Source organism: Glutamicibacter sp. TV12E (assembly GCF_052441935.1).
GTDB lineage: Bacteria > Actinomycetota > Actinomycetes > Actinomycetales > Micrococcaceae > Glutamicibacter.
In genome coordinates, this window is the sequence record NZ_JBQVVF010000001.1 from 3,217,839 (window position 1) to 3,234,684 (window position 16,846).

General features: G+C 60.1%; 16 protein-coding genes. 11 read left to right on the forward strand and 5 right to left on the reverse strand.

The features are described 5' to 3' along the window. Window positions 1-12 precede the first annotated feature (12 nt). Entirely contained in the window at window positions 13-414 is a 402-nt protein-coding gene (locus ACT7DV_RS15330; RefSeq protein WP_444663839.1) for a DUF4870 domain-containing protein, read from the reverse strand. A gap of 89 nt (window positions 415-503) precedes the next feature. Next, window positions 504-1,376 (reverse strand): DUF3097 domain-containing protein, encoded by an 873-nt coding sequence (locus ACT7DV_RS15335; RefSeq protein WP_444663841.1) that lies wholly within the window; start codon window positions 1,374-1,376, stop codon window positions 504-506. A 128-nt stretch (window positions 1,377-1,504) separates the two neighbouring features. On the opposite strand from ACT7DV_RS15335, the gene hrcA reads away from it, so the two are divergent. The 3 genes from hrcA (at window position 1,505) to ACT7DV_RS15350 (ending at window position 4,485) form a co-directional block, all read left to right on the forward strand. Continuing rightward, on the forward strand, window positions 1,505-2,518 hold the full coding sequence (gene hrcA / locus ACT7DV_RS15340; RefSeq protein WP_444663843.1) for a heat-inducible transcriptional repressor HrcA: 1,014 nt from the start codon (window positions 1,505-1,507) through the stop codon (window positions 2,516-2,518). A 66-nt stretch (window positions 2,519-2,584) separates the two neighbouring features. After that, entirely contained in the window at window positions 2,585-3,709 is a 1,125-nt protein-coding gene (dnaJ, locus tag ACT7DV_RS15345; protein ID WP_444663845.1) for a molecular chaperone DnaJ, read from the forward strand. A gap of 2 nt (window positions 3,710-3,711) precedes the next feature. After that, entirely contained in the window at window positions 3,712-4,485 is a 774-nt protein-coding gene (locus ACT7DV_RS15350) for a 16S rRNA (uracil(1498)-N(3))-methyltransferase (protein WP_444663847.1), read from the forward strand. Between the two features lie 85 nt (window positions 4,486-4,570). Here the strand turns inward: ACT7DV_RS15350 and ACT7DV_RS15355 are convergent, their stop codons facing one another. Next, the gene (locus ACT7DV_RS15355; protein ID WP_444663848.1) at window positions 4,571-5,482 is read right to left on the reverse strand and encodes a GerMN domain-containing protein; all 912 of its coding nucleotides are present in this window, start codon (window positions 5,480-5,482) and stop codon (window positions 4,571-4,573) included. Between the two features lie 311 nt (window positions 5,483-5,793). Between ACT7DV_RS15355 and ACT7DV_RS15360 the strand changes: the two genes are divergently transcribed. From ACT7DV_RS15360 to era, 4 genes are read left to right on the forward strand one after another with little or no spacing between them, the layout of a single operon-like run. Continuing rightward, the gene (locus ACT7DV_RS15360) at window positions 5,794-6,822 is read left to right on the forward strand and encodes a PhoH family protein (protein ID WP_444663850.1); all 1,029 of its coding nucleotides are present in this window, start codon (window positions 5,794-5,796) and stop codon (window positions 6,820-6,822) included. After that, window positions 6,819-7,292 (forward strand): rRNA maturation RNase YbeY, encoded by a 474-nt coding sequence (gene ybeY / locus ACT7DV_RS15365; protein WP_444663852.1) that lies wholly within the window; start codon window positions 6,819-6,821, stop codon window positions 7,290-7,292. Before ACT7DV_RS15360 ends, ybeY begins: the two co-directional genes overlap by 4 nt. 4 nt (window positions 7,293-7,296) lie before the next feature. Continuing rightward, entirely contained in the window at window positions 7,297-8,592 is a 1,296-nt protein-coding gene (locus tag ACT7DV_RS15370) for a hemolysin family protein (protein WP_444663854.1), read from the forward strand. Then, window positions 8,576-9,538: a GTPase Era gene (gene era / locus ACT7DV_RS15375; RefSeq protein WP_060701628.1), complete on the forward strand. Its 963-nt coding sequence runs from the start codon at window positions 8,576-8,578 to the stop codon at window positions 9,536-9,538. Before ACT7DV_RS15370 ends, era begins: the two co-directional genes overlap by 17 nt. 81 nt (window positions 9,539-9,619) lie before the next feature. Here the strand turns inward: era and ACT7DV_RS15380 are convergent, their stop codons facing one another. Beyond that, complete coding sequence (locus tag ACT7DV_RS15380) at window positions 9,620-10,792, reverse strand: FAD-dependent monooxygenase (protein ID WP_444663856.1); 1,173 nt, start codon at window positions 10,790-10,792, stop codon at window positions 9,620-9,622. 297 nt (window positions 10,793-11,089) lie between these two features. Here ACT7DV_RS15380 and leuA point away from each other — a divergent pair, with 297 nt between their 5' ends. The 3 genes from leuA to ACT7DV_RS15395 all read left to right on the forward strand — a co-directional run bounded on the left by leuA (window position 11,090) and on the right by ACT7DV_RS15395 (window position 14,532). Further along, window positions 11,090-12,832: a 2-isopropylmalate synthase gene (gene leuA / locus ACT7DV_RS15385; RefSeq protein WP_146275148.1), complete on the forward strand. Its 1,743-nt coding sequence runs from the start codon at window positions 11,090-11,092 to the stop codon at window positions 12,830-12,832. Between the two features lie 147 nt (window positions 12,833-12,979). Then, window positions 12,980-13,729: a DNA repair protein RecO gene (gene recO, locus ACT7DV_RS15390; protein ID WP_060701626.1), complete on the forward strand. Its 750-nt coding sequence runs from the start codon at window positions 12,980-12,982 to the stop codon at window positions 13,727-13,729. 68 nt (window positions 13,730-13,797) lie between these two features. Then, window positions 13,798-14,532, forward strand: a complete 735-nt coding sequence (locus tag ACT7DV_RS15395) for an isoprenyl transferase (protein ID WP_444663858.1) — start codon at window positions 13,798-13,800, stop codon at window positions 14,530-14,532. Between the two features lie 3 nt (window positions 14,533-14,535). Here ACT7DV_RS15395 and ACT7DV_RS15400 read toward each other — a convergent pair whose 3' ends face one another. Then, window positions 14,536-15,594, reverse strand: a complete 1,059-nt coding sequence (locus tag ACT7DV_RS15400) for an alpha/beta hydrolase (protein ID WP_444663860.1) — start codon at window positions 15,592-15,594, stop codon at window positions 14,536-14,538. 42 nt (window positions 15,595-15,636) lie between these two features. Between ACT7DV_RS15400 and ACT7DV_RS15405 the strand changes: the two genes are divergently transcribed. Then, window positions 15,637-16,701: a quinone-dependent dihydroorotate dehydrogenase gene (locus ACT7DV_RS15405; protein ID WP_444663862.1), complete on the forward strand. Its 1,065-nt coding sequence runs from the start codon at window positions 15,637-15,639 to the stop codon at window positions 16,699-16,701. Window positions 16,702-16,846 lie beyond the last annotated feature (145 nt).

Genomic DNA, 16,846 nt, shown 5'->3' on the forward strand with positions numbered 1-16,846 from the left:
TGGGTAGAACTGCTACTTCATCAGGCGAAGATTGAACTTGTAGCGGTAGGGGCGTCCCTTGTTGGCCTGAATGGCGGCAAGGGCGCCCGATACTGTCATCGTGACCCACAGGGCCACGGCAAGCACGGAGAAGAGCCAGCCGATGCCGGGCAGGATCGTGCATACGTTCAGCGCGATAGCCAGGATCGTGAGCGGAAAAGTGAAGTTGAAGGCTTCCTTGGATTCCTGGGCGGTGAATGCGCCTCGGTCACGAAAAACCGCAAAAATAATGGCAGACGGAATGCAGCCGAGAATGGCGCCGAAGTGGGCCATGGTCGACCATTGCCGGTCCTCGGTTGGAGTCAGCGGCAACGCAGCGGTTCGCGATCCTTCGAAGCGCGAATTCTCCGATGACTGCGTCTGGCGTGAAGTCACTGTTTTCCCTTGTCTTGCTGTGGCTGGTTTCTTCTCCATCATAGCTGGCTCGGTTCACGCAGATGCTTCATTACCGGGCTAAAGTCCAGCTATTGGTCAATTGTTAGGAAACCGTAATCTTCGGTGGTCAGAAAATCGATCAATTCTTCTATTCTTCCCAAAAGCTGTGGTTCCAGCTGCCCATAATGCGAAACCGTGGACAGGATCCGCTGCCAGCCGATACCGATATCCTCGGCAGTTTCGTGTGGCCAGCCAAAGGCGCGGAGCACACCGGTTTTCCAGTCGGTGCCCTTGGGGATGACAGGCCAGGCCTTGATTCCGAGCGTCGCGGGCTTGATCGCTTGCCAGACGTCGATATATGGGTGCCCGAGAATCAGGACGTTCTGTGCAGCGCCGGGGACCTTCATGGCCTCGGCGGCAATATGGGCCTCTTTGGTGCCGGCCACGAGGTGGTCAACGAGGATGCCAAGGCGGCGATCCGGGGAAGGGGCAAAATTGCGGATGGCTCCGGCCAAGTCGTCAACACCGTGCAGTGGTTCAACAACTATCCCCTCAACACGCAGGTCGTGGCCCCAAACCTTTTCCACGAGTTCCGCATCGTGCTTGCCTTCCACCCAGATTCGGCTGGCGCGTGCCTGGCGGGCCTTCAATCCGGTGACCGCACGGGAGCCGGAAGCGGAGACCAAGGTCCTGGGCTGCGCGGCCTTGGCTACCGGATCGACCAACTCGACGGGTTCGCCTTCGAGATAGAATCCGAAACCGGCCTGGAACGAGCGGGTCTTGCCATGGCGGTCCTCCAACACGATGATGCGCATGCCGCCGGACTTCTCGGTACGTATGACTTCGCCAACCCAGCCTGAGGTGGCATCTTCCAGAATCATGCCGCGTTCGATGGGTACCTGGCGGAGTTTTTTCTGTGCCGGGGCACTGAGATCTTGCGGTCCCCAGGAGTAATTAGCCACGTACTGCCTTTCGCTGTGATCGAATACGCTCGAAATCCAATGCTAGCAACCGTTGAACGTATTAGACTTGGCACTTGACAGGTTAGAGTGCCAAACCCTTCTGATAGGGATGCCAAGGAGGTGGCGTTGTGAGTGAGCTTCGGCGTTTGGATGTTTTGCGCGCCATCGTGGAAGACTACGTCCAGTCGCGTGAACCCGTTGGTTCCAAGGCGCTGCTCGATCGGCACAATCTTGGCGTCAGTGCGGCCACGATACGAAATGACATGGCCTTGCTGGAAGAAGAGGGCCTAATTGCTGCCCCTCACACCTCTTCGGGCCGTATTCCGACCGAAAAGGGCTATCGCCGCTTTGTCGATGAGATTGGCGAGCTCAAGCCGCTGTCCAGGGCCGAACGCGATGCCATCAACAAGATCCTGGATGACTCCACCGACCTGGATGAAATGCTCAAGAGCACTGTTCGGCTCTTGGCCAGATTGACTAATCAGGTGGCGATGATCCAGGTGCCGCACTACGACACCGCGTCGCTGAAGAACCTCGAACTGCTCAGCTTGGGCAGCTCCCAGGTGCTGATGGTCATGATTGCCTCCAACGGCACCGTGGACCAGCGCATGATGGCCGTTGCGCGCTTGTACTCGGATGCCGAATTGGCCGATCTGAAGTTGTGGCTGCTCAATAGTTTCGAAGGAGTCCAGCTCGCTGATCTGAGCGGCAAGCTGACCCGGGCCGGGTTGAACCCGCAGCAGCAATCCGAACCATTGGTGGACTGCGTATTGCACGCCTTGGAAGAAATGGCCCAGGCAGCCAATACCCAGCGCATCATCATGTCTGGAACAGCCAACTTGGCCCGCGTGGAAGGCGACTTCCCGCTGACCATCACCCCGGTGCTCGAAGCCCTCGAAGAACAGGTCGTGCTGCTCAAGCTCTTCTCCGAGCTGGAGGCCGACTCGTGCGGCGTGGCGGTGGCCATCGGCACCGAGCATCACTACGGGCAGCTCTCGGAGGCCGCGGTGATTGCCACGACCTACGGTGCCGACGTGCGCAACAAGCTTGGCGTGCTCGGCCCGACCCGCATGAACTATCCAACATCTATGGCCTCGGTGCGGGCAGTAGCCCGGTACCTGTCAAAGATTTTGGCGCACTAGCTACGCTGGCGATACGCTTAGCATTTTTTGAATTTTGCATTTTTAGGAAAGGACACGGCGAATAACGTGAGCTCGCATTACGAGACCCTGGGCGTTGCCAAGGACGCGACCCCTCAGGAAATCAAGAGTGCCTACCGAAAGCTGGCACGCAAACTGCACCCGGATGTGAATCCAAGCGACGACGCCGCAGAGCAGTTTAAGCTTGTGACCCGCGCTTACGAGGTTCTTTCCGACCAGACCAAGCGCTCGAACTACGATGCAACTGGCGATGAGAACGGCAACGGCCACCCGGGCTTTGGCGGCGGCGGCCAGGGCTTCGGCGGGTTCGGCGACATCTTCGAGCAGTTCTTCGGTGGCGGCCAGGCCCAGGGCCCGGCATCTCGTACCCAGCCGGGCCGTGACGCGCTGATCACCATCACGATTGACTTGGAAGACGCGGTCAAGGGCACTGTCTACCCGCTGGAGATGGAAACCGCAGTCACCTGCAAGACCTGCAACGGCACGTGCACCCGTGAGGGCACCAGCCCGGTCACCTGCGATATCTGCCATGGCGCCGGACAAGTGCAGCGGCCGGTCCGATCCTTCCTCGGCCAGATGATGACCGTGGAGACCTGCGCGGCCTGCCGCGGCTTCGGTACGACCATTCCGGACCCATGCTTGGAGTGCAACGGCGAAGGACGCGTGCGCGAGCATGTCTCCAAGTCGCTGAATGTTCCAGCAGGTGTCGATTCGGGCACCCGCATCCAGCTGCGCGGCCAGGGCGAGGCGGGCCCCGGCGGTGGACCGAATGGCAACCTGTTTGTCGAGGTTGACGTGCGCCGCCACAAGGTCTTCGAACGCGCGCAGACCGACCTGCATGCCAAGATGAGCCTCCCGATGACCGCAGCCGCACTGGGTTGCGAGCTCAAGCTGGAAACCTTTGACGGCGAACAGCCGATCAACGTCGAAGCCGGTGCGCAAGACGGCGACACCGTCACCTTGCCAGGACTGGGCGTGCCGCGCCTTCGTGGTGGCAAGCGCGGCGATATCATCGTGCATCTTCAGGTGGAGACCCCGACCAAGCTGGACGCTGCACAGCGCGATCTGCTTGAGCAGCTGGCCAAGCTGCGTGGCGAGGAAATGACCGCTGGACGCGTCGAGCATTCAGGTGGCATGTTCTCCCGGCTGCGCGACAAGCTGAACCAGCGCTGAGCATGAGCAACCACAGCTTCGTCATCGACTCCGAATTGGCACAAAACTCAGGTCCGGGGGATACCTTGGAGCTCTCCGGTCCAGAGGCCCATCACGCGGTGACGGTCAAACGAGTCGCGGCAGGTGAGCACCTGGACTTGCTCGACGGCCAGGGCCTTCGCCTTACTGTCGAAGTGCTGGGCACCGGCAAGGATCTGCTGCGCGCCAGGGTGCTCGAATGCACCCAGGAAAGGGGCAGCGACCATCCGGTCACCTTGGTGCAGGCGCTGTCCAAAGGCGAACGTGATTTGCAAGCCGTCGAGTCAGCGGTGGAGCTTGGAGTGCTTGCCGTGCGCCCGTGGCAAGCTGACCGATCGATCGTGCGCTGGAATGCTGCCAAGACGGACAAGGCCCTGGCAAAGTGGCGCGCCCAGGTCCGCTCGGCCCAGAAGCAATCCCGTCGCGCTTTTGAACCCGAGGTTCTGGCACCTGCTCATTCCAAGGAACTAGCGAAGGCTGTTGCTGAAGATGTCCAGGCCGGGGCACTGGTTCTGGTGCTGCACGAGCAGGCCACCCAGCCGGTGGCGGCGCATGTCGCCACCTGGCTTGCCGGGGCGGAACTGGGGCAGAAGGTTGTGATGATCGTCGGCCCCGAAGGGGGAATCTCCGATTCGGAGCTGCAGTCATTCACCGATGCTGGCGCGCATGCGGCCTTGTTGGGCCAGCACGTATTGCGGGCTTCCACCGCAGGACCGGCAGCGCTGGTATTGATCCGGCATTTGCTTGGCGAAATCTGACTAATATGGCTATTCGCGGGCACCTTGTGAAAGGTGCCCGCGAATTTTTGGGTTCTAGCGAAAAATATAGCGGTTCAAGCGCCGGTTATTTAACCGTGAAGACCGAAGTCACTTCGCCAACTTTTGCATCCGATTCGGTTTCCATGCCCCAGAAGGTGAGCCTGTAGGAACCGGGGGAGAGCCGCTCGCTGATGCTGAAGGCGCCACTTTTTTCAATTTTTCCGGGGATCACCTGCTTCTGCGCGGTGATCACCGTGAGTTTTCCGTCGGCGTCTTTTTTCTGCAGGGAGTAGAAGGTTCCAATATCAAACTTGGTTGTTCGTCCATTGATCCGTACTTTGCCATCTTCCAGTACCGTTCCGTACTGCGGATCCACGATCCAGATCGGCGCCATGAACTTGGGGTTGCGCTCATAAGCGTCTTCCAGCCGATGCCCGTCAAAAACCTCGGCATTCGGCTGGCCATCAACCAGGATCTTCACCGTCGGGGCAGAGTCGCCTACCAGAAGTCCGGAACTAGAGGCTGCAGCCGTTGCCGTGAAGACCAGCTGCTGGATCGAGCGTTCCGAGAGGCCTTCATCGAGGTGTGCGCTGAAGACCTTGGCGGGCAAATCCAAGGTGATCACGTTGGTTCCGCTCATCGAGACGCCGATTTCGTCAGATGCGCCCAGATGCGTGTAGCGATGCGGTCCGGCAGGCTCCGCGGACAGCAAGGTCCAGATGGCGTCGCCGATCGGCTCATTGTGGCGGTTATCCGCCAGATACTCGCGATACAGGAACACTCCGGTATCCGTATTTTCCAGCCAGTAGATCGGCAGCTTGGTTGCGACGCCGATCTGTTCACCAGCGTCGGTGGCACTCGGCAGGTTCAAGGACTCGGCGTTTGCGCTGGAAGGCATCTCAAAGGAGCTCTCGCGATTGCTCAAGCCGCAACCAGCGGCGATCACGAGGGCGGCAGCAATTCCGACAACGCCAATTCGGCGCGGAATTTTCTGCAAGAACCTTGACTGCACTACATACCAATCCGTGTAACTTTTTCGGTTTAGGGCTCGCAAAACATTTTGGAGCCGCTGTCATAGCTTGCCATACGAGTTGCCGCAATCTGCCCGAAATCAGCCGCGCCTACTAATCCGTAACCAAATCTATATCTTCGCGACCTGCTGGAAATAGATTCATTTAAGACTACTTTCAGGTTCTGCTCTTACGCTCAGGCCTGAATTTCCACCGGAGAACCCGATGACTGGATAGAATGGAACCAAGGACAAAGCAACACCACCATCAAGCTCACCAAAGGGGCACCAAGCACTGCATGCAGGTTGAACAGAATAAGACGCAAGCGGACTCGGAGTCCGCATCGCTCACCATTAGTTTTGATACAGCTGAACTCATGATTGCTACCTTGGGCCCGAATGATGAGCTCTTGCGGATCCTCTCCGGCGCCTACCCGCAGGTTAATTTCCGGCCTAATGGCCAAGCCCTTGTGCTGGCAGGAAACCCGCAACAGGTCCGCAAGGCACAGCGGGTGACCGAAGAAGCACGATCGCTGGCGATGCGCGGTTCACGCATGAGCGCGGAGACTATCGAGCAGATCATCAAGATGCTCAGCGCCGGGACCCCCGACGCTCCCACCGATGTTCTAGGCCTGAAGATCCTCTCCGGCCGCGGCCGGTCCATTCGCCCCAAGACGGTTAACCAGAAAAGCTACGTCGATGCCATAGAAGAGTCGACCATTACCTTCGGCATCGGGCCTGCCGGCACCGGCAAGACCTTCCTGGCCATGGCCATGGCAGTCGCCGCCTTGCAGGACAAGCAGGTCAACCGAATCATCCTGACTCGACCCGCAGTTGAAGCGGGGGAGAAGCTGGGCTTCCTTCCTGGCTCGCTGACGGAAAAAATCGACCCGTACCTGCGTCCGCTCTACGATGCGCTGCACGACATGGTTAATCCTGAGACCATCCCGCAGCTGCTGGAAGCGGGAACCATCGAGGTAGCGCCGCTGGCATATATGCGCGGGCGCACCTTGAACGACGCCTTCGTCATTCTTGACGAAGCGCAGAACACCACCAGCGAGCAGATGAAGATGTTCCTGACCCGTTTGGGCTTCGGTTCGAAGATGGTCGTCACCGGCGATATCACCCAGGTCGATCTTCCCAACAACGCGATCTCCGGGCTGCGCATGGCCAGCGACGTGCTTGAAGGGATCGATGACATCGCCGTCTGCCGGCTCGACGCATCAGATGTGGTCCGCCATCGCCTGATCGCTGACATCGTGTCCGCCTACGACCGCTGGGACGATACACGACGCAAAGAACACAACCGGGGACGGCGCAGCAAATGAGCATTGAAGTAAATAACGAAACCGAATACGACGTCGACCTCCAAGACGTCAGCGCACTGGCCGACTCGGTGCTCAAGGCCATGTACCTGCACCCCGAGACCGAGGTGTCAGTGGTATTCATCGACGAAGAGGCCATGAGCGCACTGCACGTTGAGTGGATGGACCTTGAGGGTCCCACCGATGTCATGAGCTTCCCCATGGATGAGCTGCGCCCGGGATCCGCCAGCGCACCGGGGGAGAACGGCATTCTCGGCGATATCGTGATTTGCCCTACGGTAGCCGAAGGCCAAGCCAAGGCCGGCGGCCACAGCACCCATGATGAAATCCTGTTGCTGACAACGCATGGCCTGTTGCACCTCATGGGCTTCGACCATATGGAACCCGACGAAAAAACAGAGATGTTCACTTTGCAACGCCGCCTGCTGGAGGCCTACACCGGGCGCCCGGCACCGAAAGAAACGGTGGAATAGCCCCGTGGAAATACTCTTGCTGATTCTCGCACTGGTCTTCATGGCGTTTTCCGCCGTGCTGACAGCAGCAGACTCAGCGTTCTACGCACTATCCCGCCACGCCGCAGAACGCTTGCGTGCCGAATCCAATTCGAAGTCGCTCTCCGCGATTCTCGACGAAACCGAAACCCACGCCCAGGCCATCAAGTTCTGGCGCATCTGGTTCGAAACCGCTTCCGCTGTGGCCGTCGCCCTGCTGGTCGCCCAATGGATTGAAAATGTCTGGCTGATCGGGCTCATATCGACTATTGCCATGGCCGGCTTGGGCTTTGTGCTGGTGAGCGTATCGCCTCGGCGCTACGGCCGCTCCAACGCGGAAAGCGTGGTGCAGAATACCGCACCGATGGTCCGGCTGCTACGCATTGTGCTCGGCCCGGTCACCAACTGGCTGGCGTCCATTGCCAAGGCATTGAGCCCCGGCGGAGTGGACGAAGTCGGATACCTGGGCAAGGAGCGCCTGCGGGACCTGGTAGACCGCGCCTCGGAAGGCGAAGATCTTGATGAGGAATCAGCGGAACTGATTTCCTCGGTCATCGATCTGGAGGAAACCAGTGTCCGCTCGGTGATGGTGCCTCGCACCGATATGGTGGTGCTCACCGCTGAACAGAGCATGCATAGTGCAATCGACCTGTTCATCGCCTCCGGCTATTCGCGTATCCCGCTGATCGGCGAGGACACGGACGATATCCAAGGCATCATCTACCTCAAGGACCTCATTCGCGAGATCCACGGGTTGCAGCAGGCCGAGACCTTGGCAGATCTGGCACGCAAGGTCCGCTTCGTCCCGGAATCCAAATCAGCTGCGGAGCTCCTGCAGGAACTGCAGAAGGAATCCATCCACCTGGCCGTTGTCATTGACGAGTACGGAGGAACCGCCGGACTGGTCACCCTCGAGGACCTGCTGGAGGAAATCGTCGGAGAGATCGATGACGAGTATGATCGGTCAAGGACCGAGCTGATCGAGAACCCCGATGGTTCCCTGTTTGCGGTAGCCACTGCGGCCATCGATGACATCGCCGACCATTTTGACATGCATATTGAAGAGGAAGACGTCGACACCGTTGGCGGTTTGCTCTCCAAGACCCTGGAATCGGTGCCGGTGCTCGGATCCACCGCCGATGTCAACGGCCTGAGGCTGACCGTGGTCTCCCTGGCCGGCAGACGCAACCGGATCGGCAAGATCCATGTAGAGCGCCTGGAAACGGACGCATCCGACCATATTGAGAACGACGAGGATTCCTCACATGAGCGAAAACCATAACCTGCTAGCCGCCAGCGGATGGCCGGAGAATTTCCGATCGGGATTCACCTCCTTCGTAGGACGGCCGAACGCCGGCAAGTCAACGCTGACCAATGCGCTGGTGGGCCAGAAGGTGGCCATCACCTCGGCCAAGCCGCAAACCACCCGCCACACCATTCGCGGCATTGTGCACCGCGAAGATGCGCAGCTGATCCTGGTCGACACCCCGGGCCTGCACCGCCCGCGCACCCTGCTGGGACAGCGGCTCAATGACCTGGTGGCAGACACCCTCTCGGAAGTCGACGCCATTGGCTTCTGCATTCCGGCCAACGAAAAGATCGGCCCCGGCGACCGGTTCATCGCCACCCAGCTGGCCCAATTGCAGCGCAAGCCGATCGTCGCCTTGGTCACCAAGGCGGATCTGGTGGACCGCGAACAGCTCGCCCAGCAATTGATCGCGGTCGCCGAAATGGGCACCCAGAACTTCGGGGAAAATGGCTTTGCCGCCATCATCCCGGTTTCTGCGGTGAAGGAATTCCAGGTCCAGGAGGTCGCCAACGTCCTGGTTGAGCAGCTGCCCAAGGGGCCGCCGCTATACCCTGACGGAGAGCTGACCGACGAGCCCGAGGCCAAAATGGTGGCCGAACTGATCCGCGAGGCCGCATTGGAAGGTGTGCGTGACGAGCTGCCGCACTCGCTGGCCGTGGTGGTCGAAGAGATGATTCCTCGCGAGGGCCGGCCAGAGAACAACCCAATGATCGATATCCACGTCTCGCTGTTCGTGGAGCGTTCAAGCCAGAAGGCCATCGTGATCGGCCGTGGCGGTTCGCGCCTGCGTGAAGTCGGTTCCAATGCGCGCCAGGGCATTGAGAAGCTGCTGGGCACCAAGGTGTACCTTGACCTGCACGTGAAGGTCGCCAAAGACTGGCAGCGCGATCCCAAGCAGCTTGGGCGCCTCGGCTTCTAAGCGGCACGGCACCCGGTGCCAAGAGGCATCTTCAACCGGCCGGAACCACTTGGTTCCGGCCGGTTTTTGCTTAACCGGCCGCTATTTGGCCAGCCGCTTCACGATCTGCCGGGCAATGATCCGATCCATTCCAGGCAGCCTGGTGGAACGCAGGATCAGCCGGCGCCAGAGCAGACCCAGCTTGCGGCGCGGCAGGAAGCTGTTGGCCGCCCGGCGCCCCGAAGCCTGCGCGGTGGCAATTTTCGGCCGCACCGCCCGTTCATACTCATCCAGGGCTGCCGGCAGCTGCTCCGGTCTGGAGACCGGGCCCAAGGCATCGCCCAACGCCGCTGCCGCGCAGACCGCCATCGCACCGCCCTGCCCGGCCAGCAGGGACACCGCGGCGGCTGCGTCCCCGATGAGCACCACGGCGCGCTGATGCCAGCAGGGCATGAGCACCTGGGCGACGGCATCGTCATAGGGATCCGGCGGGCACAGCTCCATCAGCCGGTCCACCTGCCTGCCGGCGCCGGCGAAGATCCGGCGCAAGCGTTCGCGGGTCCCGTCCAGCTGGGCCTGCGGATCCTGCCGGTAGACCAGGAATGAGGCGACCTCCGAGTCGCGCAAACCGTAGATCTCCGCGGCGCAATCCACCGTGTCGCTGAGCACGAACCGGTTCTTGAACTGCCGGTTCAGCGCCGGCTCGTGCACGATGAAGGACGCCGCGCGCATCCCCAGCGGGCTGAGGAAGTCCTGCTCGGGCCCGAAGAACGCGGCCCGCACCGCCGAGTGGATGCCATCGGCGCCGATCAGCAGGTCAGCGGTTTCCACCGGCTGCCCATCTCCGGCCCAGACCCGCACCTGTGCCCCGTCAAGCTCCATCCGCTCGATGTGCACGCCGTAGCGAACCTGCACCCGGCCTGTCTGCACCTCGTCCGGAGCCTTGAGCGCCGCGCTCTCCATATCGGGGCGCAGCAAGGAGAACACATTGCCGCCGGCCAGATCCGCGAATTTGAGGTAGCCCAGGCTGGCGGTGACCCGTCCGCCCGGATCCATGTATTCGGCCGCTTCCACCTGGTAGGCCGCCTCGGCCAGGTAGGGGTGCAGGCCGATGCGTTCGGAGGCTTCGACCCCCGGCCCGAAGAAGTCCATCATGTACCCATCGCGGCGTGGCGCCGCAGAGCGCTCGAGCACCAGCACCTGCCAACCGGCCAGCCCCAGCTGCAGTGCAGCCACCAGTCCGGCGATTCCCGCGCCGACGATGATCGCTTTCATCCGCAAACCTCCTTGGGCCGGTACCGTTCAATTCCCATACTTCGCCGGGAGGCCCGGGCTGTCTAGGGTCGTCGGCACGCCAGCTGTCCACAATGTGACACAGCGTCGACATAAGTTTGAGCACAGCCGAATCCTCGGTGTTATGCTCAATTCGTGCATTTCGAGCTTCTACTACTACTCAGCCGCTGCGAGGATCCAAAGGACCGCTAGTGGTCTACAGGCCGACCCCTCGTCGCGGAGTAGCTCTTGTCTGGCCCCACAAACTAAGCACTATTTTTGTCTAGGGGACACACCGAAATGCAAAACATGCAAAAATCTTCGAACATGCCAATCCACAAGTATGTTCCATTCCAGGACCAGATCGAAGTCAACCTGCCCGATCGCACCTGGCCCGACAAATACATCACCAAGGCCCCGCGCTGGTGCGCCGTCGACCTGCGCGACGGGAACCAGGCGCTGATCGACCCGATGAGCCCTGAGCGCAAGCACAAGATGTTCGACCTGCTGGTGCAGATGGGCTACAAGGAAATCGAAGTTGGCTTCCCATCGGCTTCGCAGACCGATTTCGACTTCGTGCGCCAGCTCATCGAGCAGGATCGCATCCCCGAAGATGTGACCATCCAGGTGCTCACCCAGTCCCGCGAACACCTGATCGAGCGCACCTACGAGGCGCTGGAAGGCGCCAAGCAGGCCATCGTCCACCTGTACAACTCCACCTCGATCCTGCAGCGCGAAGTCGTCTTCCGCCAGGACGAGGACGGCATCGTGGACATCGCCGTCCAGGGCGCCAGGATGTGCAAGAAGTACGAAGAGCAGCTGTCCGGCACCAAGATCACCTACGAGTACTCGCCGGAGTCCTACACCGGCACCGAGCTGGCCTTCGCCAAGCGCATTTCCGAGGCCGTGGCCGAAATCCTGGAAGCCACCCCGGAAAACAAGATGATCCTGAACCTGCCAGCCACCGTGGAAATGGCTACCCCGAACGTCTACGCGGACTCAATCGAGTGGATGCACCGCAACCTGGCCAACCGCGATTCGATCATCCTCTCGCTGCACCCGCATAACGACCGCGGCACCGGCGTGGCCGCGGCAGAACTGGGCTACCTGGCCGGCGCGGACCGCATCGAAGGCTGCCTGTTCGGCAACGGCGAGCGTACCGGCAACGTCGACCTGATCACCTTGGGCATGAACCTGTTTGGCCAGGGGATCGATCCTGAAATCGACTTCTCCGATATGGACCACATCCGCCGCACCGTTGAGTACTGCAACCAGCTGCCCGTGCCAGAACGCAGCCCCTACGGTGGCGACCTGGTCTTCACGGCCTTCTCCGGATCGCACCAGGATGCCATCAAGAAAGGCCTGGAGTCGATGGAAGCCAAGGCCGGCGCCGAGGGCAAGGACATCAACGAGCTGGTTTGGGCCGTTCCCTACCTGCCGATCGACCCGAAGGATATCGGCCGCTCCTACGAGGCTGTGATCCGCGTGAACTCGCAGTCCGGCAAGGGCGGTGTCGCGTACCTGCTGAAGAACGACTACAACTTGGATCTGCCACGCCGTGCCCAGATCGAGTTCTCCGGCGTCATCCAGCGCAAGACCGACACCGAAGGAGGCGAAATCTCCTCGGAGCGCATTTGGAATGTCTTCCAGGACGAATACCTGCCAGTTGCCAAGGATTCAGGCATGGATTCATGGGGCTACTACGAGATCGCTTCGGCTACGGCAACTTCTGCCGAAGATGGCAGCTTCCAGCTGGATACCAAGTTGATCATCGACGGCGTGGCCCATGAACGCACTGCCCAGGGCAACGGTCCACTGTCTGCGCTGGTGAAAATGCTCAACGACGACGGCGTGGACCTGCGCGTCCTGGATTACACCGAGCACGCCATGAGCGAAGGCGGCAACGCCAGTGCCGCAGCCTTCGTTGAATGCGCCGTTGGCGATCGCATCCTCTGGGGCATCGGCATGGACACCAACACGAACATTGCAGCACTCAAGGCCGTGGTATCGGCAGTGAACCGCGCGATCCGCGACGCTGCCTAAAGAGGCCAGCCCTTCTAGAACAAGTGCACGCCATGGCGAAGGCAATGTCCTTTGGCATGGCGTGCACTTTTTTCCCGCAGCATCCTCGCGACACCGGCAATCGTCCAGATTGCGCACTTTGATTGCGGTAGTGGGAGAATATTCTCCGTGTCCCGATCAGGTTTTGCTTCCAGGAGTTACCACACGCGTGGTTTGGTCTTGCGCACCCACAAGCTGGGAGAAGCGGACCGCATCATCACCTTGCTCACGCCCAAGGGCATTGTCCGCGCGGTGGCCAAGGGAGTTCGCCGAACGTCATCGCGGCTGGGTGCAACCCTCGAGCCGTTCATGGAGGTCGAAGCCCTGCTGGTGATGGGGCGGAACCTGGACATCGTGTCCCAGGCGCAGCTTCGCAATTCCTACGGGCAATTGCTGGTGGCAGATTATCCGAGCTACACCGTTGCCAACGCCATGGCCGAGATTGCCGAAAAGCTGCTCGAGGCCGAAGGCGACTCCACCTTGCAGCAATATCGGCTGTTCCATGGAGCCATCGCCCTGCTCTCCAAGCAGCGCGTGGATTCCGGCGCTGTGCTGGATTCCTATATATTGCGCGCGCTATCGATGGCAGGGTGGGCCCCATCCTTTACCGATTGCGTCAAGTGCGGCAAGCCCGGCCCGCATCAGGCCGTGCATATCCAGCTGGGCGGAGTGGTCTGCGCGGAATGCCGTCCGCCAGGTTCATTGTCGCCCCATCCGATCACCATTGACTATCTGCAGGCGCTGCTCGAAGGCAACTGGGCCAGCGTTGCCGAGGCCGGCCCTCGAGCACGCAAGCAGGCAGCAGACATCGTGGCAAACTATTTGCAGTGGCACCTTGAGCGTGCAGTGAATTCCCTACGTCTCGTGGAGAGAAATTGAAAAAACTTCCGAAGATCACCGGCCGGCGAGGTCCCGTAGCGCCATACGCGCATCCAGCGAATCCTCGCATGCCTGCAATTCCCCGGGAGCTGGTCCCTGAGCACGTGGCCATCGTGATGGACGGCAATGGACGCTGGGCCAATCAGCGCGGCCTGCCACGCACCGAAGGCCACCGCGCGGGTGAAGCAGCCCTCCTTGAAGTGATGGCCGGAGCAGTCGAAATGGGCATCAAGTACGTTTCGGTATATGCCTTCTCCACCGAAAACTGGAAGCGGAGCCCGGACGAGGTGCGCTTCCTGATGGGATTTTCCCGCGACGTCCTGCGCCGCCAGCGAGATACGCTGAATTCTTGGGGCGTGCGCATTCGCTGGTCTGGACGCGAACCCAGGCTGTGGAAGTCCGTGATCAACGAATTGCGTGCCGCCGAAGAGCTCACCGAGGCCAACCAGGGGTGCCAGCTGACCATGTGCGTGAATTATGGTGGGCGTGCGGAGATTGGCGATGCGGTGAGCGCTATTGCCAAAGATGTTGCCGCAGGGAAACTGCGCGCCAGCGCGGTGGGGGAGAAGACCATCGCCAAGTACCTGCATGCACCTGAACTGCCGGACGTCGACTTGTTCTTGCGCACCAGTGGCGAACAGCGAACCAGCAATTTCTTGCTCTGGCAGTCTGCGTACGCAGAAATGGTGTTCCTCGACCAGCTCTGGCCAGACGTCGACCGCCGCACGTTGTTCACCGCCGTCGAGGAGTACGCCAAGCGCGACCGGCGGTATGGTGGCGCAATCGACAAGCCACAGGCTTAGGGCCTATTTCCGGATATTGCCGACCAATCGCAGCCACAAGGCCAGATCCCGATAGGCAGTTGCCCTGGCTGGCTCGGCTGACGTGAAAACATCGTGCATGGCGCCCGGTACTTCGCACAGCGTGACGAAGCTTCCCAGCTTTCCTGCGCGAAGGCGGGTTTGCTGAACGTCAAGCACCGAATCGCAATGCTGCATATCCGGCGAATAGCTGGTTCCGATGCGGGTTTTGTCAGAAGTCATGACAAGGATCGGCAAGCGAAGATTCAGGCCCTTGGCAACGTGGGCATGCCCATCGAAGATGGCCTTGAGCCATCCAGCCGTATTGGGGAATGCCAGGCGCGGCCGCCACAGCCGGTGAACGTCCCATTCGCCGTGCGCTTGAGTGCTCAGGGATTGCCAATAGTGGTCAAATTCCGGACCTAACAGCTTGCGTCGGGGATTTGTTCTTGTTATCGCTTCCATGAGCCCGTGCATGGGTATGCGCAAGAACGCTGTTCCCTGGAACTCCAGCCACGGTGAATTCAGTACCAGCGCAGCGATTCCGGGGCTCTTGCGGGCAATCCACAGGCTCAGGATCAGGCCGCCGGTCGAATGGCCTTGGGCGACAATGGGCAGGGCCGGATGCTCGGATTTCATCACGGACAGCGCCGCATCGAGATCCTCGTCAAAAACCGCCAGATCGTCGACGTAGCCTGGCAGCTGGTGTTCTGATCTCAGGCTCCTGCCATGCCGGCGCAGATCAACGGCGTAGAAGTGATAGCCCTGGGCATGCCAGAAGAACGCTAATTCCTGGTTGTAAAAATAGTCGCTCCACCCGTGCACGCTGAGCACGATGCCCCGTGCTTTGCGCCCAAGCTTGTTTCGAATTCCCCGAGGACGGTAGTGAACCAGGGTTGCTACTGCGGGCCCTTCATCATCATCGCCGAAGTCCAAACTTTGGCATTCGAACGACTCGCCCAAAAGATCTTGAGACCACTCGCCGGCCGGCGTTGAGGCCAGGTAATCAGGCCACGCGTCGCTTTCGCGGATGATGTGCTCCTTCATATCTTGAATACTACTCATCTCAAGTTGTCTGTTTCGGGTTCTTCACGGGAAAATGGTTTCATGCGCATATACCCATTGGTCTTCAAGCACGTGTTCACCAAGATGGATCCTGAACAGGCTCACCATTTTGCTTTTAATGCCATCAAGATCGCGCAACGTGCTGGGCTCACCAAAGCGGCCCGCAAGTTTTTCGCTCCTGCGCCGAAACTGAAGAGAACGGTCATGGGAATCGACTTCCCGTCGCCTTTCGGACTGGCAGCCGGATTCGACAAGGGTGCTACCGGAATCGTTGCGCTCAGCGATATCGGATTCGGCCACGTTGAAATTGGTACCTTAACCGGACAGGCGCAGCCAGGCAACCCGCAGCCTCGGCTCTTCCGCCTCGTTGAAGACCGTGCAGTAATCAATCGCATGGGATTCAACAACGAAGGCGCTGAGCGTGTTGCAGCTCGAGTTGCCAGCGCGCGCCAGCACTTGAAGGGCGATTACCAGCAGACCCGGCCGGTCATCGGCGTCAACATCGGTAAGACCAAAGCAGTTGAGCTTGACGACGCTGTAGCGGACTACCTCGCCTCGACGCGCCAGCTGGCCATTCATGCAGACTACTTGGTGGTCAACGTTTCCAGCCCTAATACCCCTGGCCTTCGACTGCTACAAAGCGTCGAATCTTTGCGTCCATTGCTTTCCGAAGTAGGAGAGCTTGCCGACAAAGTCTCCGGACGGCACATTCCATTACTAGTGAAGATTGCTCCGGATCTGAGCGATGAGGATGTCTCGGACGTGGCACAGCTGGCAATAGAGCTAAAGCTCGATGGCATCATCGCGACAAATACGACCATTACCCGTGACGGCTTGAAGAGCGACGCGGCAAAGGTTGAAGAAATTGGTGCTGGCGGATTGTCTGGAGCACCGCTAAAGGAGCGTTCCCTGGCCGTGCTACGCCAGCTTCGTTCGCTCGTACCTGCTGACATGGCGCTCATTGCCGTCGGCGGCGTAGAAAGCGCACAAGATGTCAAGGATCGTTTGGACGCGGGCGCTGACCTCGTGCAGGGATACACTGCATTCTTGTATGAAGGCCCGTTCTGGGCTCGCTCCATCAACAAGGACCTTGAGCGCATGCTCTAGAGCGATCGAGATTCCACTCGCACCGTCTTGGAAAGCTTCGGGGCTGGAGAACGCCATCGTTCTCCAGCCCCGATCTGCGTTAAGGCAGGAGCGGGATGCAAAGAAGGATCGGGATCAGGCTTTGTATCTGCCGCTACAAGAAGAT